This is a genomic window from Chryseobacterium sp. KMC2 (assembly GCF_016756935.1).
Classification (GTDB): Bacteria; Bacteroidota; Bacteroidia; order Flavobacteriales; family Weeksellaceae; genus Chryseobacterium; species Chryseobacterium rhizosphaerae.
On sequence record NZ_JAESIT010000002.1, the window covers coordinates 95,014 to 117,327 of the forward strand.

At 35.2% G+C, this 22,314-nt stretch carries 17 protein-coding genes and 1 tRNA gene; 12 read left to right on the top strand and 6 right to left on the bottom strand.

Annotation, left to right across the window (positions count from 1 at the left end; genetic code table 11):
- Nucleotides 1-15 precede the first annotated feature (15 nt).
- The gene (locus JML65_RS02930) at nucleotides 16-618 is read right to left on the bottom strand and encodes a DapH/DapD/GlmU-related protein (RefSeq protein WP_202269849.1); all 603 of its coding nucleotides are present in this window, start codon (nucleotides 616-618) and stop codon (nucleotides 16-18) included.
- Between the two features lie 110 nt (nucleotides 619-728).
- Here JML65_RS02930 and JML65_RS02935 point away from each other — a divergent pair, with 110 nt between their 5' ends.
- Both JML65_RS02935 and JML65_RS02940 read left to right on the top strand, forming a co-directional pair.
- Entirely contained in the window at nucleotides 729-2,084 is a 1,356-nt protein-coding gene (locus JML65_RS02935) for a deoxyguanosinetriphosphate triphosphohydrolase (protein ID WP_084087667.1), read from the top strand.
- A gap of 177 nt (nucleotides 2,085-2,261) precedes the next feature.
- Complete coding sequence (locus JML65_RS02940; protein WP_047486006.1) at nucleotides 2,262-3,200, top strand: SPFH domain-containing protein; 939 nt, start codon at nucleotides 2,262-2,264, stop codon at nucleotides 3,198-3,200.
- Between the two features lie 134 nt (nucleotides 3,201-3,334).
- Here JML65_RS02940 and JML65_RS23805 read toward each other — a convergent pair whose 3' ends face one another.
- The gene (locus tag JML65_RS23805) at nucleotides 3,335-3,949 is read right to left on the bottom strand and encodes a DUF4377 domain-containing protein (RefSeq protein WP_228406273.1); all 615 of its coding nucleotides are present in this window, start codon (nucleotides 3,947-3,949) and stop codon (nucleotides 3,335-3,337) included.
- Nucleotides 3,950-4,098: 149 nt separating this feature from the next.
- On the opposite strand from JML65_RS23805, the gene JML65_RS02955 reads away from it, so the two are divergent.
- A complete protein-coding gene (locus JML65_RS02955) occupies nucleotides 4,099-6,120 on the top strand; it encodes a DUF3857 domain-containing protein (protein ID WP_202269850.1) in 2,022 nt (673 codons plus the stop codon).
- 107 nt (nucleotides 6,121-6,227) lie between these two features.
- Nucleotides 6,228-6,689 carry a lipocalin family protein gene (locus tag JML65_RS02960; RefSeq protein ID WP_202269851.1) on the top strand — a complete coding sequence of 154 codons (462 nt, stop codon included), beginning with the start codon at nucleotides 6,228-6,230 and terminating at the stop codon, nucleotides 6,687-6,689.
- Nucleotides 6,690-6,840: 151 nt separating this feature from the next.
- Here JML65_RS02960 and JML65_RS02965 read toward each other — a convergent pair whose 3' ends face one another.
- The 3 genes from JML65_RS02965 to JML65_RS02975 form a co-directional block, all read right to left on the bottom strand.
- Nucleotides 6,841-7,194 (bottom strand): DUF962 domain-containing protein, encoded by a 354-nt coding sequence (locus JML65_RS02965; protein ID WP_047486004.1) that lies wholly within the window; start codon nucleotides 7,192-7,194, stop codon nucleotides 6,841-6,843.
- Nucleotides 7,195-7,354: 160 nt separating this feature from the next.
- On the bottom strand, nucleotides 7,355-9,037 hold the full coding sequence (locus JML65_RS02970) for an APC family permease (RefSeq protein WP_047486002.1): 1,683 nt from the start codon (nucleotides 9,035-9,037) through the stop codon (nucleotides 7,355-7,357).
- Between the two features lie 104 nt (nucleotides 9,038-9,141).
- A complete protein-coding gene (locus JML65_RS02975) occupies nucleotides 9,142-11,382 on the bottom strand; it encodes a CocE/NonD family hydrolase (RefSeq protein WP_202269852.1) in 2,241 nt (746 codons plus the stop codon).
- A 257-nt stretch (nucleotides 11,383-11,639) separates the two neighbouring features.
- Between JML65_RS02975 and JML65_RS02980 the strand changes: the two genes are divergently transcribed.
- The 8 genes from JML65_RS02980 (at nucleotide 11,640) to JML65_RS03015 (ending at nucleotide 21,253) form a co-directional block, all read left to right on the top strand.
- On the top strand, nucleotides 11,640-14,603 hold the full coding sequence (locus tag JML65_RS02980) for a tetratricopeptide repeat protein (protein WP_202269853.1): 2,964 nt from the start codon (nucleotides 11,640-11,642) through the stop codon (nucleotides 14,601-14,603).
- 9 nt (nucleotides 14,604-14,612) lie between these two features.
- Nucleotides 14,613-15,098: a hypothetical protein gene (locus tag JML65_RS02985; protein WP_202269854.1), complete on the top strand. Its 486-nt coding sequence runs from the start codon at nucleotides 14,613-14,615 to the stop codon at nucleotides 15,096-15,098.
- Nucleotides 15,099-15,128: 30 nt separating this feature from the next.
- Nucleotides 15,129-16,898, top strand: a complete 1,770-nt coding sequence (locus tag JML65_RS02990; RefSeq protein ID WP_202269855.1) for a TonB-dependent receptor — start codon at nucleotides 15,129-15,131, stop codon at nucleotides 16,896-16,898.
- A gap of 75 nt (nucleotides 16,899-16,973) precedes the next feature.
- A tRNA-Arg gene (locus JML65_RS02995) sits at nucleotides 16,974-17,047 on the top strand.
- Nucleotides 17,048-17,141: 94 nt separating this feature from the next.
- Nucleotides 17,142-17,297 (top strand): hypothetical protein, encoded by a 156-nt coding sequence (locus JML65_RS03000; RefSeq protein WP_202269856.1) that lies wholly within the window; start codon nucleotides 17,142-17,144, stop codon nucleotides 17,295-17,297.
- Nucleotides 17,298-17,531: 234 nt separating this feature from the next.
- Nucleotides 17,532-18,563: an alpha/beta fold hydrolase gene (locus tag JML65_RS03005; protein WP_202269857.1), complete on the top strand. Its 1,032-nt coding sequence runs from the start codon at nucleotides 17,532-17,534 to the stop codon at nucleotides 18,561-18,563.
- 432 nt (nucleotides 18,564-18,995) lie between these two features.
- On the top strand, nucleotides 18,996-20,024 hold the full coding sequence (locus tag JML65_RS03010; protein WP_202269858.1) for a helix-turn-helix domain-containing protein: 1,029 nt from the start codon (nucleotides 18,996-18,998) through the stop codon (nucleotides 20,022-20,024).
- 113 nt (nucleotides 20,025-20,137) lie between these two features.
- Nucleotides 20,138-21,253 carry a nuclear transport factor 2 family protein gene (locus JML65_RS03015; protein WP_202269859.1) on the top strand — a complete coding sequence of 372 codons (1,116 nt, stop codon included), beginning with the start codon at nucleotides 20,138-20,140 and terminating at the stop codon, nucleotides 21,251-21,253.
- 198 nt (nucleotides 21,254-21,451) lie between these two features.
- Here JML65_RS03015 and JML65_RS03020 read toward each other — a convergent pair whose 3' ends face one another.
- Complete coding sequence (locus JML65_RS03020) at nucleotides 21,452-22,297, bottom strand: sugar phosphate isomerase/epimerase family protein (RefSeq protein ID WP_237390769.1); 846 nt, start codon at nucleotides 22,295-22,297, stop codon at nucleotides 21,452-21,454.
- Nucleotides 22,298-22,314 lie beyond the last annotated feature (17 nt).

Below are 22,314 nucleotides of genomic sequence, written 5' to 3' on the forward strand. Positions count from 1 at the left end.
GAGGAGTGAACCTGTTTATTGTATCTGTTCCACAAGTTCCAGTCTTTTTACAATACTGTTGGCGGAGAGTATGGTTCCCGGTGATAAGACTGCATTAGCCCCAATTTTAGAATCATCACCTACTAAAGAACCGAATTTATGAGTACCGGTTTTAATAACTTCAGCATTAAAAAGAACGGAGATTTCTTTGTCTTTTCTTTCATTGTAATGATTGGCACAAATGGAGCCTGCCTCAAAATTTACCCTGCTTCCAATAATACTGTTCCCTATATAATTAAAATGGGCAACAGCGGTTTCACTACAGATAATACTTTGTTTCACTTCACTTCCGGGACCTATCTTCACCTGCTTCCCAATATAAACGGGACCTCTTACGTAGGCATTAGCTCCAATAAACGCATCAGCTTCAACAATGACTCTTCCTTTAAATATTACATTTTGTTCCACAACAGCTGTTTTATGGATAGCACAGGAGTCAGTTATTATATAATCATCATGTAAGTTTTCAAACTTTTTGTCCAATACATCTTCCAGGCTGTTAATAATTTCCCATGGGAGATTATTCTCGTTTAAATCAGGGAAAGGAAAATCTTTGATAAAATGGAAAATGCTGATCATTTGAGAATATATAAAGTTGCTGTGACTTTCAAATTTATATAAAAAGCAGCTTTAATAAAAATCTAAATAGTATTCCGTAAAACTAAAATTTGAAGTAATTTTGAAAAATGATGAATTTAAACCAGATTTTCACCAATCAACGTACAGGAAATAATCCGCATACCAAAGCTTCAAGGACTGATTTTCAAAGGGATTTTGATAGAATTATCTTTTCTTCTGCCTTCAGAAGGCTGCAGAATAAAACCCAGGTTTTCCCTCTTCCCGGAAGTGTTTTTGTACATAACAGGCTTACGCACTCCTTAGAAGTGTCGTCGGTAGGACGAAGCTTAGGAAGTATTATTGGTGAATTTATTGCTGAAGATTTTAAAAATGAACTTAGTGAAGATTCGAAGAATTTTTATCTCTATAATTTAGGAAATGTAATTGCTGCCGGATGTTTGTGTCATGATGTAGGAAACCCTGCTTTTGGTCACTCCGGTGAAGATGCTATTGCAAGTTATTTTGAAAGGAATGAGAAAGATCTGAAATCAAAATTTAATGAAAAGGAATGGGCAGATCTGGTTAATTTTGAAGGAAATGCAAATGCTATAAGGGTATTGGCCCAGCAGCAGCAGGGAAAAGATGCCGGAGGTATTCAGCTTACTTTTTCCACACTGGCAAGTATCGCCAAATACCCATGTGAAGCGGTTGCTAAGAAAAAAGGGGTCATCCACAGAAAGAAATTCGGATTTTTCCAGAATGAAAAAGATATATTCCTGGAGATTGCGAAAGGAACTCATCTGATTCCTGAAAGTGAGGAGCCTTATATTTTCAAAAGACACCCATTTGTATGGCTGGTAGAGGCTGCTGATGACATCTGCTATAATATTATTGACATGGAAGATGCTCACAGGCTGGGAATTGTATCAACCGCCGAGTGTGAGAACCTGTTTTTTGAACTGGTGAAGTCTGAAAGTAATGATATCAACAAAGTGAAAGATAAGCTGGTTACCATTTCTAATGAAAATGAAAAAATCTCTTACCTGAGAGCAAAAGCAATCAATGCATTGATCAATAAATCACTTGAAATCTATAAACAGAATTTTGAAACAATCCTTAAGGGCGGACTGGATAACGGACTGCTGGATATTTACAAATCTGAAAATAAAGCTTTACAGGATATAGAATCCTTCTCTATAGAAAAGATCTACAATCATAAAGCCGTGGTAGAAATTGAAAATGCAGGATATAATGTAATGTATGAATTGCTGGACCATTTTATTCCTTCTATCCTGAAATCTGAGGACGAAAGAAAATCATATGATAAGAAAGCATTGAAGCTACTTCCAAGGCAGTTTGTATACGAAACCGGAACAGATTATCAGAAAGTTCTTGGAATTATTGATTTCGTTTCAGGAATGACAGATAATTACGCTACGGATCTCTATAGAAAGATTAAAGGAATCGACATCGGAATGACCGTTTAGTTTGAAAATAAGTAGTATATTTATAGGAAATGTTTACAGTTGTTGAAAAAACAAGCACAACGTTTTCTGATATGGGCTGACCTGAAAGTAAACTCAGTCTGAAAAATCAAAAATAAATTTTAGTGATTTTTTTTAACAAAACATCAATTATTACTACTTATTATAAAAACTTAAACTATGGGTATTTATCTTGCACCCGTTATTTTCTTCGGGCTTATTATTTTATTTGCATCATTTTTTGTTGTTAAACAGGAAACCGCTGCAATTATTGAACGTTTTGGGAAATTCCAGGGAGTAAAACATTCAGGGCTTCACCTTAAGCTTCCTATCATTGATCAGATTGCTAAAAGACTTAATCTTAGAATTCAGCAGCTGGATGTTATGATTGACACAAAAACGCTGGACAATGTATTTATCAAAATGAAAATCTCTGTCCAGTACCAGGTTATCAGAAATCAGGTGGGAGACGCCTATTATCGCTTGGAAAATCCTGAAAACCAAATTACTTCTTTTGTTTTTGACGTGGTACGTGCTGAGGTACCCAAAATGAAACTGGATGATGTCTTTGTAAGAAAAGACGACATTGCAGTAGCTGTAAAAGGTGAGCTTCAGGAAGCTATGAACAGTTATGGATATGATATTATCAAAGCTTTGGTAACGGATATAGATCCTGATGAACAGGTGAAACATGCCATGAACAGGATTAATGCCGCAGAAAGAGAGAAAACTGCTGCCGAATATGAGTCAGAAGCACAGAGAATACGAATTGTAGCTGTAGCAAAAGCTGAAGCTGAATCTAAAAAGCTACAAGGGCAGGGGATTGCAGATCAAAGAAGAGAAATTGCAAAAGGTCTTGAAGAATCTGTAAGAATGCTGAACAATGTAGAGATTAATTCACATGAGGCATCTGCTCTGATTGTGGTAACCCAACATTATGATACGTTACATTCTGTAGGGGCAAGCACCCGAAGTAATCTGGTACTTCTTCCCAATTCACCTACTGCAGCAAGCAGCATGCTGAATGATCTGGTGGTGGCTATGACAACAGCCAATACTGTAGGGGAAGCCAGCAAAGGTAAGTATCCGGAGCCTCCTCAAAAAGAATCAGGATATTAAAAAACAGAAGCTAAGTATTGATTTCTTTTTTTGAAAAGATAATCAAATAGATAACCGCAAAGTAATTATGTTATAGAAGCTTTCAAGCTGCTTAATAATAAAAAACTCCCGAAAAATTCGGGAGTTTTTTATTATTATTTCTTCGTTTTAGAAACCTGCTTGATCAATGTGTACTTTATAGAAGACGCATCTGCCGGTGGGTTATCTATTTTTTCAGTTTTTACCTGTAAAACATATTCATATCCAGGTTCGTAAGTGAATCCTTCAATATTGCTGTAGAAGTTTGTCCAGCTTTCAGAAGCATTTTCTTTTACCTGTAAACATTTCATACGTCCTGCACCTGCTGAACAGTCTACAGTCTGTGCTCCTATTATAAGTGTTTTTTCGTTAGCTGCCACTGCTTCTTTTTTCGTTTTAGAAACTTGTTTCACCAATGTGTATTTTACGGAAGATCCGTCAGCTGGTGGATTGGCAATTTTTTCAGTTTTTACTTTTAATACATATTCATACCCCGGTTCATACGTAAATCCTTCAATATTGCTGTAGAAATTTGTCCAGCTTTCAGAAGTTTTTTCTTTTACCTGCAGACATTTCATAGGAGCCACTCCTGTACAATCTGCTGTTTGTGGTCCTACGATGAATGTTTTTTCATCAGCTGCGGATGCACCTGCGGTGGTTGTACATTGTGTCATTGCGAATAATGCTAACGCGGGAACTGCCCCTTTTAGAATTGTTGCTATACTTTTCATAAAACTTGATTTTAAAACCTTACTCGCAATTACCATGCCGAAATTCCAGCCTGAATTGTCGCAGTTCTTCTATTGTTTTTTGTTTTTTTAATCATTTAATTTGAACTTCATAATAATTACACCCAAAAACAGAATTATTAAATAGAAATATGGATAATCAAATGCAAGTTGAAAATTATAAGATTCAAAAACCTGAAGTGTGGGCAGGAAATATTGGAGACCAGGAAATCATAGACAGAATCAAGGACTCTGAATTTTCCAGGAAACAAATTGAAGAGGGTAAAGATTACTGCTATTTTTTAGATAAAAAATATTATACAAGCAATAACGAAAACAGTGAATATGTCTGTATGGCGTATACACTGAATGAGCCCGGAAATTTAGAACGAGCCTCAGTTTCTGATGTTGTGGTAGAAGAAAATGAAGTCTATCAGATTCATAGAATCAGTGTTTTAAGAGATGGTGTTTTGATAGACAAAATTCCTGATACCAGGATTAAAGTATTGGATAGTGAAAACCAGAGCAGTGGAGGAGTACTGAGCAGCAATAAAAAGATCAATATTACGATCAAAGATCTGAGGCTATATGATGTATTGGTTCTGGAAGATTCACGGATTAAAGAATTTACAGACCGTGATTTCCTGAGAAAGGAATTTTCAAAATATGTGTGGGTGAGTCCCGATAATTACTGGGCTTACGGTCATTTTAAATTTACCTTTATCAATGCCCGTGAGCAGACTATAGCGTATAAGAAAACTTTCTTCCGGAATGAAAAAGGGGAAGTGCTGGAGCCGGAAATCAAATTCTTGAAACAGGGACAATGCTTTGTGATTGAGGAACCCAATTATATCAACACTGTAGATTCAGGACGTGAAATTTTTCCTTATGTAGATTTTGCAACGGAAAGCAGCTGGAAAGATCTTTCCAATTATATTGCTCCCCTTTATGAGGAAGTTTCTAATAAAGCTTCTTTACAAGACTTTGCTCCCAATCTTATTGAAAAGCTGGAGGCTATTGCAGATCAGGGCGAAAAAATTCAGTTGGCCATAGAATATGTTCAGAATCATATTTACTATATTTTCGATGCAGATGAAATGAATGGTCATAAACCCCAGGAACCATCAGTAACCTATGAAAATAAGCAAGGGGACTGCAAAGCGAAATCACTTTTATTAAAAGTAATTCTTGAATTTATTGGAGTGGAAGCATCCGTAGTATTGGTGAATTTTAATACGGATTATTATATTAAATACTACCTGCCTTCCTTATTAAGTTTCAATCATGCAGTCGTGAAAATCAAGTACAAAGGGGAAGAATATTTTGTAGATGCTACTACACGTGATGAGTTTGGACTGATTGAAAACAGAGGGTTTATGTATTTTATACATTATCTGGAGACAAAGAAAGACCAGGAATTGCAAGTCAGGAAATCGCATAAATTCCCCTATTACTGTGTGGATGAAAAGGTAGATTTCAATGTAAAAGGCAATATTGGAAAGCTTAACCTGGTTACTACCTATAAAGGGAATCGGGCAAATGCCATGAGGAGGTATTTTAAAAGTACCCATAAAAGAGAGATTATAGACAGCTGGAACAGCTTCCTTTTTTATGGTTTCAATTATTCCAATGACAGAAACGGAACAGATATCAGAAATGTATTCAAAGATGCGGAAATTGATGTGGTAAGTGATGATAAAAAATTGAATGAAATGAAAATTCAATATACTGCGACAGTAGAAAATCCTTATTATGTTGACCCACAGAATAACCGTTTTCTGATGTATTTTGACCGAAATGTAATAAAGGCCAGTGCACGGGATTTTATGCATAAAGATCTCCCTTTCTGGCATAGTTTTGACAGTGAAAAATATGAAGTCAATTTGTATACGGATCAGAAAATCGATACCGGAGAAAAATATACCGTTCAGGAAAGTACGATAAAAAACCCTTATTTCGAATATAGCAGCCGTAAGAAAGTGACTAAAAATGGAGCAAGTGTCTATATTGAATCCAATCCTTTAGTGAATATTGAAATTCCACAAAAAGACTTTGAACAGTTTAGAACGGATCACCATACGGTTGCGGACAGTAATTTCGGACTGGGGATTGATATCATAGAACCCGGATTAATGAACAGTCTTAAATTCAGTTTTAAGAAAAGATTTAAATAGAGATGTAAATTTCTTGGGGCAGCTTTGCTGCCCCAAGAAACCATTTTCAGGATTCTTTTATTTCAATTATTGTATCTTCGTTGAGATAACACAAACCTATTCTTTCAATGATTGATAAACTATTGCCGGTTGCTTTTCTTATGGCAGCCTATTTATCTGTAAACGCCCAAAAATTAGCAAAAGAAAATGTGATTGGATTCTGGAAGTTAAAAGAAGCCGGATTTTATGAAAATAAAGAGAAAACAGTGAAAGACTTTGATAACTGTCGTCTCATGAGGAATTATGCAATAAGGGAAGATGGCTTTGCTGTTTACAATTATACGGAAGGAAGCGTAGGAGATTGTATGCCCTCCGAACCCAGGCTTTCATTTTGGAGAATTGTAGAAAACAGAATTCAGTTTTATGTGGATGATAAAAATATCCTGGAAGAAGTAACTGTCACTTTGAATAAAGATAAAACAATGACTTTTTCAAGCTATATACCTGAACAGATCAAAGTGAAAGGAAATCCTGCAACTGAGAAAATCATCAATACCATTCATTATGATATTCTTGAGAAACAATACTGATAGTAAGCCTTAGATTTTACGTACGGATTTCCGATTCCGTTCAATCCAATATAGATCCAAATATTAATTGGTAAAGAATCAATGAATATGCTCCCTTGTAATGGTAAGGCAGTCTATATAATGTTATAGTGTTTCTAAAGAAAACCTGAGTTTAAAGTGAGCCTTCCGGGTGTTGAGATTCTTTCGGCTGAACAGGAGTTATAAATTTTTGTTTTCCAATCAGCAATTCAAAGAATAGTCTGAAATCTGAGATCAAAGACCATAAAGGATACTTAAAAGTTGCAGGTTTATTTCTTTCGATCACTGCATGGCTGAACCACGCAAAACCATATCCGAAAATCGGAATATACCATAGAAATCTTTCTTTTCCCGAATTGATCACATATGCAATCACTGCAAAGACGAGTAGGGTTCCTATGAAGTGGAAGATCCGCGTCCCTGTTTTACTATGCTCGGTAAGGTAAAACTGATAAAATTCTCTGTATGTTTTTATTCTCTCAGACATGGCAGATTAGTTTGATGGTTCTGTTAAAATGATAGCAATAATGCTGCCGATTTTTAAAAGATATTGAAACTAAGGTAGTGAAAGGCAAAAAGTTAAATAACAAAAAAGGCGAACGTGCAGTGTTGCTCGTTCGCCTTTATATATATATATTAATTATTCATTATTTTTTCCTTAACTCTTTTCCAAGTTTACTGTTCTTGTAGCCGTAGCAGAAGTAAATAACCATTCCTACAAGGAACCACATTCCGAACCAGAACCAGTTTTCATGGCTCATACCGGTAAGAAGGTAGAGGCAAGAACTTAGGCCCACTAATGGAATGAGCGAGAGATTCTTTACAAAAGTCAAAATACATAACGCTATATTAATCAGAATAAAGAAGAAAATAGAAGCTCTGAATTCCCCTTCTTTAGGATCTTTCCAGTCCATTAAAGTTTGGAAAAATTCTGGCTGCCAGTAGTAGAATGCAATCAGACCACCTATGAAAACAACAGGGAAGATGATTTTACCATTAATATAAGGGAGATGGAATCTACCCTTTATTTTTTCCTTAGCGGGAAGCATAAGAACCCCTGCACAAACTAATACGAAGGCGAAGATAGTACCGATGCTGGTAAAGTCCAGGATAAATGTTTTATCTGTAAATAAAATAGGAATCCCTACGACAATTCCGGTAACAACAGTTGCATAAGAAGGTGTTTTATATTTAGGGTGTACCTTTTGAAATCTTTGAGGCATTAATCCGTCACGGCTCATCGCATACCAGATTCTTGGCTGTCCCATCTGGAAAACCAATAATACGGTTGTAATAGCAACGATAGCAACAAAAGAAACAACAAGTTCCATCCATGCGACATTAGCATTGGTTTTTTCGAAGATAAACGATAGCGGATCACCAACACCGTCAAACTTTTTATAGTCTACCATACCTGTTAATACTAATGTAAGGGCAATATAAATTACCGTACATAAAACAAGCGAGATGATCATTCCTTTTGGTAAGGTTTTTTGCGGATCTTTAGTTTCCTCCGAAAGAACACTTAAAGCATCAAACCCGATATAGGCAAAGAATACTCCCGATACGGCGCTCATGACTCCTGCAAAACCATTAGGCATGAAGGAAGGGCTTCCTGTTACCGGACTTATGGGAGTCCAGTTATCTGTATTGATATAGGAAAAACCAACCAGAATTACCAATATAATTACACCCAGTTTTAAGATAACAAGGGAGTTATTGAAGTTTTTACTTTCTTTTACTCCTACATAACACAGCCAGGTGATCAAACCGTTAATCACCAGTGCAGGAACATCTACGATAAATTTTAAACTTCCAAGTAATGGAGCTGTTTTCCATGCATTCAGTAACTCTTTATTTTCTGAGCCGTTTTTAAAGGCTTTGCTGGCCTCTGTATAACTGCAGGTAAGATAATCAGGAATATGCATTCCGAGACGGCCTAAAAAGCTGGTGAAATAATCCGACCAGGAGAAAGCAACATAAATGTTTCCAAAGGAATACTCCATAATCAGTGCCCATCCGATAATCCAGGCAATTAATTCTCCAAAACTGGCATAGGCATACGTGTAAGCAGAGCCTGCCGTAGGTATTCTGCTGGCAAATTCAGCATAGCATAAAGCGGTAAACCCGCAGGCAAACCCACAAATCAAATATAGAAGAATAACACCGGGACCGCCTCTGAAAACGGCTTCTCCTAAACTGCTGAAACTTCCGGCTCCAATAATGGCTGCTATCCCAAAAAATACAATGTCCCATACACCTAAGACCCTTAAAAGTCCCGTTGAAGTATCCGTATCTGAATAGATTTTTCTTCTAAAAAGTTGACTCATTCAATAACTATATTTGATTTGAAAAAAAGCAAATGTAATGATTTTTTATTTTGATGTTAACAGTTGTTAAGAACATTTAGGTAAAAATGCTCAATCAAAAGCTGTTAGTCTTTATAAACAGGTATTTCCACATAGCTGTCATTATACCATTTTATTTCCAAAGGTTCCCCGGAATCCTTTATCGTTTCATCACTTACATCTTTTCCTGATCCATAATTGATCTGCCAGTTAGGATTTTTATTAATACCGACCAATAAAAGTAATTTGCTTCCTTTTTCTATCTTTTTACTCATAAAGTAGGAATTATTAATCGGGATTTGTTCCGTTTTATTCGGTTCAAGAAGCTGTCGCTTTTCATTATTCTTTGCATAGCTGGCTCTCACAATATGAGTGGATAGTAACGAAGACTTCCCGTCCGGCTGAATCTGGTACAGATAAGTATCCGTATCAAAGTCTTTTTTGTTGATGGAAACATTGAAGAATCCTGAAAGATTTCCGCTGATGATCATATCCTTATCCAATACTTCACTTTCAAAAGCAACAGAATTGGTCATTTTTATGCTGTCTTTTTTGCTGACTTTGTAATAAATGTCTTTCTGATCCCTGTTTTTAAGATCAACGATTTGAGTGGTAAAACTTTTAGATTGAGGTTTGTTGAATACAGACGATGTGTTTTTCTTGTCCTGAAGGTAAAATTTTAGGGTAGAAGTATGCATTTTGTCAAGATCAGCTACATGTTTCCAGGTATTGGTGTTCATTACCTGAAAATTGATTCTGTCTTTTAAAATTTCAGGTTTTTTACCGCCTTTAAGAATATAGTCAAACCATGAGAAAGCGAGATCATCAATGCTTATTCTGGCTACCGGATCAATAGGGTTTCCATTCACATAAGTAAACCCGAAACTTTGGGCTCCTCCATGATTATAAGGGCCTATCACCAGATAATGATCTGCATTTTTATTGTACAGATGATGCTGTTTAAAATAATACAGCGCACCAATCTGATCATCGTCATAATATCCTGTTGTCGTGAGAATAGGAATATTGATTTTAGAAAAATCCTCTTTGTAAGGAACCATTTTCTGCCAGTACTGATCATATCCCGGATGATCCAGCCATCGTTGAAATATTTTGCTCGGTTTACCGCTTATCGTGTCCAAAGACCTGAATGCTTTTCCGCTTTTGTACCATTTTGTATAGATAGAATCCCATTTTACTGCATTGGCGAAATCAGCCTCGTCCGTAAGTTTGTTATTGGTCACATACTGTATCCACTGAAGCATATAGCTCATGAAGATGTTATTCTGAGCAGGATAATCGATCCCGATTCCTACGGCTACCTGAGGAACAATTGTCTTTAATGCCGGATGCAGTTTTTTTACGGCTGCCCACTGACCGAAACCTAGGTAGCTTCCACCGATCATTCCCACTTTTCCATCACACCAAGGCTGTTTGCTTACCCAGTCGATTACTTCATAAATATCTTCTGATTCATGCTCAAAAGGATTATTTACATTGTTACTGTTTCTCTTACCCCGGGTATTAACAACAGCTCCTACATAATTATAAACAGCGGCTCTTTTTCCGAAGAATTCATCAAATGAACCTGCATAAATATTGCTGGTAAGAATAACAGGAAGTGGGGACGTATTCCCTTTTTTCCGAACAATAGTGATCGTTAAGGTAGCTCCGTTTTTTATGGTAAGATCTTTGGTTTCAATAATGAATCTTTCCTTGTCTTTTGAAGTCAGAAGCTGCATCACCTGAGGTTTTATACCGGAATAGGTTTTATAACTTAAATAGCTTTTACATAGAGCAAGAGCTGTTCTGTAATCAATACTGTCTTTGTCTTTTTGTTTGTCAAGTATTTTTTTCAGCTGCTTTCTGGATTCTTTTACATCACCGTCAAGAGCTAGCCTAAGTCTGGGAATCAATTTTTCCGGAAGACTTTCATATTTTTGATTAAACACTTTCTGAAGTGCATTGGAAAATGAAGTGTTGCTTTCTTTTTGTGCTATTTTCGAAAGGCTGTACATTTCAAATCCAATATATCTGTACCCTCCCATATTGTTATCAGCGAACAGATTACGGTTTTCAGAAAGAGAAACCAGTGAATTTTTATAATCCTGAGCCACCATCTGTAAACGGAAAAGATTGTCCATAAGGTCAACGGTGTTTTCCGGTTTGTACTTTGCTGACTGAAGGTGAGGAATCACTTGCAGAGCAAGGTTAGGGATCTGTTTTTCCATTATAACAGAGTCAGTTACAGCTGTCTTTGGAAAGTAAAATTTTTGTGCCTGCAGGAGGTTTACAAAAATTAATGCTAAAAGAATCTTAAATTTCATGGAATGGTGTGTTTATGGTATGTTTTTAGCTGTTGTTGAAAAAGTATCCAATTTAAATACGTTTTTGATAACGGTTAATTAAAATTGTTTACATTTTATTAGACGAAAGTAGTAAATTTTATCATTGTATAGTGAGAAAATTTTCATGGTTATGAAATAAGAATTAACATCCATTAACGGTGTTAAAACTTGCTTAAACAATAAGTTTTTAATATTTTCGTTAACTTATTTAGACTAATTTTCTTATATCAAGAAGAATGAAATCAAAAAAAATACTTTTAGCGGCTGCTGTGATCTATTTCGGAATTGCCGATGCCCAACAGTCCCAATATTTTACACAGAAAGAAAATTATAGATTTAATCTGGCAGAAAACCTTTATCAGACCAAAATATACAACGCTTCCCAATATGAATATGCAAGACAATATTTCTACAATCAGAATTTGTCCCGTTCAAAGAAGGAAGCGGCTCAGTTTTTTGACAACGTGATTGGGGTAATTCTCCAGAAAAATCATGCTGAAGAAGGTTTAACAGCTTTTATTAAAGAATATCCTAATTCTGCGTATTTTGCCCAGGCTAATCTTCCTTTAGCGGATTATTATCTGGCAAAAAAAGATTTTGACAAAGCATTGGAAACGTTGAAAAAAGTAAACCAGTACCAGCTTTCAAAAGAGGAAAATACTCAGTATATTCTAAAACTGGGCTATGCCAAATTCATGACCGGAGATTCTAAAGGGGCTACCGATGCATTGGAAGAAGCTTATAAGTCGGCTGATCAGTCTCAAAAAGGGGATATTGCATATATGCTGGGGCATTTGTATTACAGCAACAGGCAAAATGATAAAGCTTTCCAATATTTTGATTCTATAAAAGATCAGGATAAATTCTCAAAACTGGTACGTCCTTATTATGTACAGCTGTATTATAATGATAAGAATTATGACCAGGCAATTTCTGAAGGGAATGCCTTACTGAATGAAAATATTTCAGATTCCTATAAAGCAGAGGTTCATAAGATCATTGGGGAAAGTTATTTCATGAAAAATGATTACACGTCTGCCTATCCTCACTTAAAAGACTATCTGAATGTACAGCAGAATCCATCTGAAAATGATTTGTATGAAATGGGATTCGTAGCTGCTCAGCTTAAAAAATATGATGAGGCAGTTTCTTATTACAATCAGCTTGTTAACAGTAATTCAGCACTGGCACAGAATGCTTATTACCAGTTAGGAAATGCTTATCTGGCAGTAGATAAAAAGCAGGAAGCACTTTCGGCATTCCGTTCTTCTTATCAGATGGATTATGATGCAAAAGTGAAAAAGCTGGCTCATGAACAGTATGCTAAATTAAGTTATGACATCGGGAACCCGTTTGAAAGTCCTTCAGGAGTAATCCAAAGTTATATCAACGAGAATCAGAACGCTGCCAATGCCTCAGAGATGAGATCGTTATTGGTAAAATCCTATCTGTATTCGGGTAACTATAAAGAAACCCTGAATGCTATTGACAGATTACAAAGCTCAACCCCGGAAATCAATAAAGTAGACCAGGAGGTTTCTTATTTGTTGGGAACAGAAGAGTTCAATAAAGGGAATTATGACGAGGCTGAAAAGTATTTTCTGAGAAGCCTTGGATTTAATATCAATAAAGAATTTAACAGCAGAGCTTTATATTGGCTGGCTCAGGTATATTACCAGAAAGGAAATTACCCGTCTGCTATAGCCCGTTATGAAAAGCTCCTTACCGAGAGCTTTCCTGAAAAACAACAGCTGCCTTATGATTTAGGATATGCTTATTTTAAATCTAAGAAATTTGATCAGGCAGCAACTTATTTCAAACAGTATCTGACGAATCCTAAACCTGAGTTTAAAAATGATGCAGAACTTCGTCTGGCAGATATTCATTACGCGAATAATGACCTGAACGAAGCTATCGCCATTTATGATAAAAATGAAGATGCTACGGATTATACTGTATATCAGAAAGCAATGGCTTTAGGATTTAAGGGAGATACACAGGCGAAAATCAATAATTTAAAAACGCTATTATCGAAATATCCAAATTCTGAATATTACGATGATGCACAATACGAAATAGGAACGGCTTATGCCGCTCAGGATGACTTTGCGAATTCCAATGATTATTTTGGAAAGGTGATTAAAACCTCTTCAGACAAAGATCTGATTGCGAATGCTTCTATTTACAGGGCACAGAATTATATCGATCAGAATCAGAATGACAAAGCTCTTTCTGAACTGAAGTCTCTGGGTGAGCAGTATAAAAATACAGCATATGCCCAAAAGATCGTTCAGGCAGCAAAACCTATTTTCACGAAGAACGGAGATGTTTCTGGATATGAAAACTTTGCCAGGACGATTGGAGTCAATGTGGATGCTTCTGAAATTGATGAGATCAACTTATCTACAGGAAAACAGTATTTCTCTAAGAAAGACTATAAAAATGCCATTTCTTATTACGAGAAATATCTAACACAGAATCCAACAGGTGAGGGGCTTTATCAAGCGAAATACGAGCTTGGGGAAAGCTATTACCAAACAAATAATTCAACAAAAGCACTGCTTGTTCTTCAGGAAGTTGCCGGAGTTCAGAACGACTATCAGGATGATGCTCAAACCCGTTTAGCGCAGATCTCCCTGGCACAAGGGAATACTGCTGAGGCTAAAAAATATCTTGAAGGGATTAAGAATTCTTCAGATATCAGCATTAAAAACTATGCAAATGTTGAGCTGATGAAGCTTTATGCTGATGAAAAGAACTTCTCTGAAGCTGAAAAACTAGCAAATGCTGTTATTGCCAATTCTAAAAACTCGGCCGCTGTCATTGAAACAGCTAAAGTAATTAAGGCGAGAAGCCTGATGAATTCAGGAAAAGATAAAGATGCTCAGTCTGCCTATACTGCTCTTGAGAAATCATCCAATACTTCCGTAGCTGCGGAAGCACTGTATGCAAAAGCTTATTATCAGAATAAAGGTAAAGCATTCAAATCTTCCAATGAGGCAGTCTTTAAGCTTGCCAACAACTATTCATCAGAAGAATACTGGGGAGCAAAAGCATTGGTATTGATGGCGAAAAACTATATCGGTCTGAAAGATAATTATCAGGCAAGCTATACCTGTGATCAGATCATTGCCAATTATAAAGATTTCCCGGAAATTGTTTCAGAAGCAAAAGAAGTAAAAAAACAGATTAAAAAATAAGAATTAAAGATGTTTAAAATAACAGCATATTCTTTTTTAATTTCTGCTTCCCTTTGGAGTTGCATTCCTGCATACAGCGCTTATCCTAAAGAATACAGAAAAGCTAAAGCTGATTTTCCGAAGCAAAAAGCTTTTGTAGTGAATAAAGATCTTAAAAGAGAGTTTGATATTTTAAAACATGCTGGTATTTATGAAATTGTGGAAGACAGTACCCATGCAGCTAAAATAACCCTGCATCCGATGCTGACCCGTACTCCTTCATGTGGAAACGCTATGATTGGAAGTATGATTATAGTAGGATTACTACCCTCAGGTTTCCCATACAATATTACTTATAGTTATGATGTAGCCGAGAACAGTATAACGAAGAATTATCAATATAATTTAGAAGTTTATCAGAGCCTTTGGCTGTTTAATATATTCAGACTAGGCAGAACTTTTTCAAAACAGTCAGGGAAAGCTTTGTTGGGAAATTATATTGCTTCCAGTAAATAGATCCCATTATATTTTTCAAATAAAGAAAATATGAACAGAAAAATTCAATTATTATCCATATTATTTTTAGGGGCTTCGCAGTTTGCGTTTTCCCAAATCAAGGAGGAAAAACTGGTTCTTAATAAAAAAAGAGAGCCGGAAGTGAAGAAGATCGAAAAGAAGAAGACTTCTGTGGAAACCATTAAAAATTATCCACCGGAAGAGAAGTCCCAGAATCCTGTGAAATATACCATCACGGATGTTCCTGCGGTTTCAGATTTTAAAACTTCAACGATTCAGGGGGAAGATGTAGCTCCGAAATTTGATGGAACAGCCCAGAATAATTATTTCCAGTTCGGAATGGGTAATTATGGTAAAATACTGGCGGATGGAAATATTTCCAAGACTCTTGAGAACAAAATTGAAGTAGGTGGAGATCTGCATGTACTTTCTACAAATGGTCTTAAAAAAGATTATGACTGGAATTCAAAGCAGACATCAGCCAACTTTGCGGCTTTCCTTAATTCTTACGGAGATAAAGGAAAATTCAATATCAACGCTGAATATGGGTTGAATAACTATAATTATTATGGGATTTATGCCCTGCAACCTTCTGCTGATGTTGATCTGAAGCAAAAGGTTAATCAGTTTAAGGTAAATGGATACTATGATTTCTACTCCAATGAAATTTTAAATGACGTAAGGGTAAAATCATCATTTCTGAAAGATCATTTTGATGCTCAGGAAAATCAGGTTTCCATTTTGGCCAATTTCTCTAAACATGCTGTTGAGCTGGGGAAATCCGGAATTAATCTGAATGCAGATTTAGGAGTAGGAATAGATGCGGTAAAAACAGATTTTGCCATCCGCGACAAAAATTCAGCTAATTTTTTCAATACTAATCTGACTCCTAAAGTAACGTTCAGAAAAGGGGATTCTTATTTAATGTTAGGTTCTTCATTCTCTTTCCTGAATGCTAAAAATTCAAATGATCTGATGGCGGAGCGCTTGAAAACCAATAAAACGTATTGGTTTCCACAGGCAGAATTCCAGTTTGCTGCAGCTAAAGAATTTAAATTCTACGGTGGGGTAGATGGAGGACTGAAGTTGAATACGTATGCTGATCTGTTACAGGCCAACCCATTCCTGGTTTCTGACCAGTATTTAAAGCCAACAGAGACGCAATATCATTTTTATGTAGGATTGAGAGGGGACATCGATGAAACGTTGAAATACGACTTCTCAGCAGGGTATGGAAAAATGAAAGATATTATGTTCTTTAAAGCGAATGGACTTTTTGATAATGATTTTACGCTGAACCGTTCATCTTATAATTTTGCCAATACATTCTCTACGGTATATGACGATGGAAATGTAAGCGATATCAAAGGAAGTGTACAGTATTTCCCATTGGCAAACCTGGTATTGGATGGAGAATTAAGGTTTACAAAGTATAATCTGAAGAATTATAATGACATTTATAACGTTCCTTTGTTTAATGCAAGCATCGGAGCTAAATATACAATGCTTGACAAGAAATTATTGTTAGGCTTCAAAGGAATCTTTGCAAGTGACAGAACTACAAACTCTTATGTGATCGAAGGTGTAGCTAATCCGAACATGGTTTTTCAGTCTACAGAGAATACCAATGATAAAGTTGGAGGGTATGCTGATTTAAATCTTTCCGCAGAGTATAAAATTCACAAAAATTTTAGTATTTTCGCACTTGGAAATAATCTTCTAAGCTCAAAATACCAGACGTACAAAGGATATAAAGTCCTGGGTGCACAGATTCTGGGAGGGGTGAAGATTACTTTCTAATCATCAGTAATTGAACAGTGAATGATAAGTAATCCTGGAATTACTCATTACTTATCATTCATTATTTATGAATATGGCTTCGTAGTTCAACTGGATAGAATATCGGATTTCGGCTCCGAGGGTTGGGGGTTCGAACCCCTCCGAAGTCACAAAAGCTCCTTTTTTAGGGGCTTTTTTTATATATTATCCCTAATCCTCCGATAATAATATTTTTTTGAATAATTGTTCGCGAAAACTGTTTAATTGAAAGAAAATAATGTTATGTCTGTAAACGGAAATCAATCATTATTCATTCAGAAAACAACCATGGAGAAAGTGAGAATAAAAGACGTGGGTAAGATGCAAGAGGAAATCAAGAAAGAAATGCCAGATCCAGCAAAAATAGCAGTACCAGAATAATACACAAGCCTTCTTTTTCAGGGGGCTTTTTGTTATATTTGCGGGAAAACTAATAATTATGTCTATACCAAAGATTCCATCTAAAATGTCTACAAAACATTTAACAGTAGTATTATAACGTTCACTCTAAAAAAACAATGGACGATCATTTAAACAATGATAGAAGATTGGTTTTCGTTAAAAGATTCTGTTTCGGCATTTCCGCCGTTGTCAATATGAAATTAAAAAATAACTATGAAATTAATTTTAAAAATATTTAAGTTTTTTGGTAAACTTATAATAGGAATTCTAGTATTATTATTGTTCTTGGGGCTGTGTTATAAATTATTTAGTCCAAAACCAGTTCCACCAGGTAAATTAGTTAATGTAAACGGAACCAATATTCATGTAAGAGTAGAGGGTGAAAAGAAATCTTTACCAACAATTATTATGGAAGCTGGCGCACATGGCAATACAGATATGCTTCATTGGATTGCGGAAGGGTTAAAAGATAAAACGAGAGTTATACGCTATGATAGAGATGGAAAATGGTTTAGTGAATCGAGTAATAGTGATGGTAGAGCACCTGAGTTTTATGCCCATCAGCTTCATGAATTATTAGAAAAAATTGGCGAAAAACCGCCTTATATTTTGGTTGGTCATTCTATGGGAGGACCTTATAGCAGGATTTTCAGGGATCTTTATCCAAACGAAGTTGAAGGAATCGTTTTCATAGACTCAAGCCATCCTGAACAGTGGAATCGATTAGCACAAAAAGAACTGGTACCCAAAGGGCAGGCAAAATTATTAAAAATTGGATCTATATTAGCGGATTTAGGTATTTTGGGTATTTATAACAAAGTAATCAGTAAACCTCCGTATCAGGGTGATGGTTTACCTAAAGAAGTGTATGGGCGCTCACAATTACTAATCTATAATTCTGGTGATGTTTATAATATGTTTTTAAGAGAGAATAAGCTTACTAATGATGTACTGAAACGTGCAGGTACGGCAATGAAATTAGATTCATTACCTGTTCTTGTATTTACCGCTACAGAACAGTATAAAGAATCTCAAAAAGATAGATACAGAAAAGAGGGAATTGATCCTGAAAAACAGACTAAATTATGGTTTGATATGCAGAAAGAAATCAAAGAACTTTCTTCTAATGGTAAACAAATTATTATGAATGCAAGCCATGGTAGTATCATTACAAAAAAAGAAAATGCTGATATAATAAATAAGGAGATTCTTTTACTATCTGAAAAGATTGGAAAGAAATATTAAGCAGGCTCTCACAAAGTGCAGAAGTCAATGAAATACTATTTAAAGCCCCGACTAAGGGGCTTTACTCTTTAAATAGATTATATAAAAGAATACGTTTCCGCTATGCTAAATCTCCAGACTTTGAGGCTTTAGAGTTATTCTGTTTTTTACTAATTATAAGCAAGAAAAATCAACCCTGATTTCATGGAAGGCAGGCTAATGGTGTTTTTTGAAGAATTCTCTACAAAATTGATTGATCTTGAGTAGACAATATGTATTTCTGTAAACGGAAATCAGCCATTATTCAATCGAAAAGTAACAATGGAGAAAAGTTTTTGCTAAATTTGGAATATCAGTTTCATAAAGAAGTTTTGTGGTGAAAATCTAACCACATTATGAATTTCAAAAAACGATACCTGCTAATAACTCCAAAAGAAAACATATTTTCAACTAATGAATATTGACAATCAAATATTATTTTTTTTAAGCGCTATAGGTGTTTTTAATAGTGTTATTTTGGGGTTCTATTTTCTATTCTTTAAGAAAAATAAAGCGATATCCGATTTATTTTTAGGGCTTTTGTTGTTAGCTTTAAGTACAAGGATCGGAAAATCTGTATTTTATAATTTTAATCCCCAGTTGTCAAAAACGTATTTACAAATAGGCTTGTCAGCTTGTTTTTTAATTGGTCCTCTGTTGTATTTTTTTGTTAAATCAGTACTGCAAAATCTTAATTATTCTTTTGCAAAATATAGTCTCATTTTTATACTTATAACGATAAGCGTTTTTGGTTTTATCTTTCCATACAAGGAAAATCCTGAGATATGGAGACGGATAATTTATTATTCTATAAATATTCAATGGTTGATTTTTATTGTATTATCCATTTATGAGGCTAGATCAATTTTTAGAAAATTAGTAACCGATCGTAACCAAATTAGCTATCAGGAAACTTGGATATTATCAATTGTTTGTGGTGTTTTTGCCATTTGGCTTTCCTATTCTTTATCCAGATATACTTCCTATATTTCCGGGGCTTTGACTTTTTCCTTCAGCTTTTACATTTCTTTCCTTCTGATTTATTATGCAAAAAACAAAACGTCAATTTCTGTGATTAGTAAAGAAAAATACATCAACAAAATAGATGAAAAGCTGGTAAAGGAAATCCAAGAAAAAATTAATATACTTTTTGAAACCAGAAAAATTTATACTAATCCTGATCTCACCTTATCCATTTTAGCCAAAGAATTAAATATTCGCCCTCAATTACTATCACAATTTATTAATGATAATTTGAATAAAAGTTTTGCTCAATTCATCAATGAATATCGAATTGAGGAAGCAAAACGGCTTTTAAAAGAAAGTACTCAGTTGAAAATAGATGCTGTGGGTTTTGAATCCGGATTTAATTCAAGCAGTACATTTTATAGTTCGTTTAAAAAAATCACTGGAATGACGCCTTCCAATTACCAAAAAACATAATTTTTACTCCTAAAATATACATTCGTACTTCATGATGATAAACTTGGAATGATTTAAAAGGGAAGCAATATATTTTTGCGGAACGTTTTTTAAATCATTAAAATCCAAAGTTTATGGAAAAAATCTTTTTCGCAATTTTATTGGTACTCCTATCAAATGGGTGCTTTGCACAATCGGAACAATCTCTCATTGAGAATTGTATTCAAAACTATATTAATGGTACATCTTATAATGAGCCAGACCGTATTAGTGAGGCTTTTTATGCTGAAGCCAATCTTTTTCTAAGTCACAAAGAAAAACCTTTATGGATTGTTCCCGTTTCAGAATATGTTAACTGGTTTCAAAAAGGAAAAAAAGGAGAATTTAACGGGCGTATAGGGAAAATTATCTCTATAGAATACTTTAATGATATTGCTGTTGCAAAAGCCGAGATTCTTATTCCTGAAAAAAAACAGGAATTTATGGATATGTTCTTGTTAAAGAAAATTGACGGTAAATGGAAAATAATCAGCAAATCAGCAAGCAGTAAAGCCAGCAATAAAACCGGTAAAAAAATACTATTCATTGTTTCCAATGCTCATTATTATGGAAAATCTGCAATTTCAACGGGAAATAGTTTTGCCGAAATCGTAAACGCTTATGATACTTTTGTCAATTCAGGATATACTGTTGATTTTGTAAGTCCGAAAGGCGGTGATATTCCTTTAGCTTATATCAATACCTCCGATAGTTTGCAAAAACAATATTTATATAATCAAGACTTTATGTACGCCATAAAATATACGTTGAACCCTAAACAAATTGATTATAAAAACTACAAAGCAGTCCATTATATTGGCGGTGGAAGTGCTATGTATGATGTTCCTGAAAATTCAGAGATTCAACGTATTGCGATGCAGGTATATGAAGATAACAAGGGTATTATCTCTTCGGTATGCCACGGAACAGCGGGTATTGTCAACTTAAGAACTAAAAATGGTAAATTCTTAGTTCAGGGAAAGACAATAAGTGGTTATCCTGATTCTTTTGAAAAACAAGATGGCGAATATTTTAAGCATTTTCCATTCTTAATTCAGAAGACAATAGAACAAAGAGGAGGAACTTTTAAATTTTCAAAAGGAAATGTATCTCATGTTGAACAGGATGGCCGAATTATTACCGGACAAAATTTTCAATCATCAAATGGTGTTGCTCTCAAAATTATTGAATGGCTTGAGAAAAATAAATAAAATTTATACAGGTTTACAGTATTACATTTTTTGACAAAATCTAAAGTTTGTTTTTTACCTAAAATTGTACTTCCGCAGCTCAAAGTCAGGAGACTTTGAGCAGAGAGGTATTTTTTACTTGTAATGAGCTGTTTACTGATTTTCCAATACAAAACGGCTATTGAGATAATAGCCGAAAATGCGTAAGTGAATTCATGCTTATTTTTCCATATGTTTCTTTAAAAAGGCAAGGCTTCCTTCGGCAAGTTCCTGTGCATTGTAAGGGGATTGCTGCCATAGTGAAACCTTTTCCTGCATTCCCGGAACCGAGGAACTGAAATTTTCAAGAACCAGATTCCCTTCAAAATTGATTTCTTTCAACGCAGAGAAAAACGCTTCCCAATTTACATTTCCTTCTCCCAACATACCGCGGTGAGATTCCGTAACATGGATGTGTTTCAGCCTTTTTCCGGAATTGATAATCGGATCATAAAAATTGTTTTCCTCAATATTCATATGGAAAGTATCAAGGTGAAGAAAGAGATTATCTTTTCCTGTCCCGTTAATAAGGTCCAGGACATTCTCTGCCGTATTGCAAACATAGGATTCATAGCGGTTAATAGGTTCTATGGCGATATCTATATTTCTGGTTTGGGCATAGTCTGCTACATTGCACCATACTTCGGTGATGATTTCTTTTTCGTTTTTTGTGAGTGGCTTTCCCGTAAATACTCCTATTCCGCTATGTAACACCCCGGCCAAAAGGTGAGTTTCCAGTTCATCAACTTTATCGATTGCTTTTTTGATGAGTTTTTCTGCGGTTTCGGGATAAAACGCAATATGAGCATCTTTTGGAAGGTTTAATGAGCATACGGCTTCCAGATGATTTTCTTTGAGCTGTTTTTTTACCGTGGCAGCATCAAAATCCATTGAACCTGGCAGCAGTATTTCGATGAGATCAAACCCGGTCTTTGCGGTTCTTTCTATAGCATATTTTCCTGATTCTGCATTCCATAACGGAGTGATCCAGGAGAGTAGGGAGGCCCCTAATTTTATATTCATCATATTTTCTTTATTTACTT

Coding starts and splice junctions, on each gene's coding strand:
- JML65_RS03010 (WP_202269858.1), top strand. CDS start 18,996: ATGAATATTGACAATCAAATATTATTTTTTTTAAGCGCTATAGGTGTT.
- JML65_RS02970 (WP_047486002.1), bottom strand. CDS start 9,037: ATGAGTCAACTTTTTAGAAGAAAAATCTATTCAGATACGGATACTTCA.
- JML65_RS02990 (WP_202269855.1), top strand. CDS start 15,129: ATGAACAGAAAAATTCAATTATTATCCATATTATTTTTAGGGGCTTCG.
- JML65_RS02940 (WP_047486006.1), top strand. CDS start 2,262: ATGGGTATTTATCTTGCACCCGTTATTTTCTTCGGGCTTATTATTTTA.
- JML65_RS03015 (WP_202269859.1), top strand. CDS start 20,138: ATGGAAAAAATCTTTTTCGCAATTTTATTGGTACTCCTATCAAATGGG.
- JML65_RS02955 (WP_202269850.1), top strand. CDS start 4,099: ATGGATAATCAAATGCAAGTTGAAAATTATAAGATTCAAAAACCTGAA.
- JML65_RS03005 (WP_202269857.1), top strand. CDS start 17,532: ATGAAATTAATTTTAAAAATATTTAAGTTTTTTGGTAAACTTATAATA.
- JML65_RS03020 (WP_237390769.1), bottom strand. CDS start 22,297: ATGATGAATATAAAATTAGGGGCCTCCCTACTCTCCTGGATCACTCCG.
- JML65_RS02985 (WP_202269854.1), top strand. CDS start 14,613: ATGTTTAAAATAACAGCATATTCTTTTTTAATTTCTGCTTCCCTTTGG.
- JML65_RS02930 (WP_202269849.1), bottom strand. CDS start 618: ATGATCAGCATTTTCCATTTTATCAAAGATTTTCCTTTCCCTGATTTA.
- JML65_RS23805 (WP_228406273.1), bottom strand. CDS start 3,949: ATGAAAAGTATAGCAACAATTCTAAAAGGGGCAGTTCCCGCGTTAGCA.
- JML65_RS02960 (WP_202269851.1), top strand. CDS start 6,228: ATGATTGATAAACTATTGCCGGTTGCTTTTCTTATGGCAGCCTATTTA.
- JML65_RS02965 (WP_047486004.1), bottom strand. CDS start 7,194: ATGTCTGAGAGAATAAAAACATACAGAGAATTTTATCAGTTTTACCTT.
- JML65_RS02980 (WP_202269853.1), top strand. CDS start 11,640: ATGAAATCAAAAAAAATACTTTTAGCGGCTGCTGTGATCTATTTCGGA.
- JML65_RS02975 (WP_202269852.1), bottom strand. CDS start 11,382: ATGAAATTTAAGATTCTTTTAGCATTAATTTTTGTAAACCTCCTGCAG.
- JML65_RS02935 (WP_084087667.1), top strand. CDS start 729: ATGAATTTAAACCAGATTTTCACCAATCAACGTACAGGAAATAATCCG.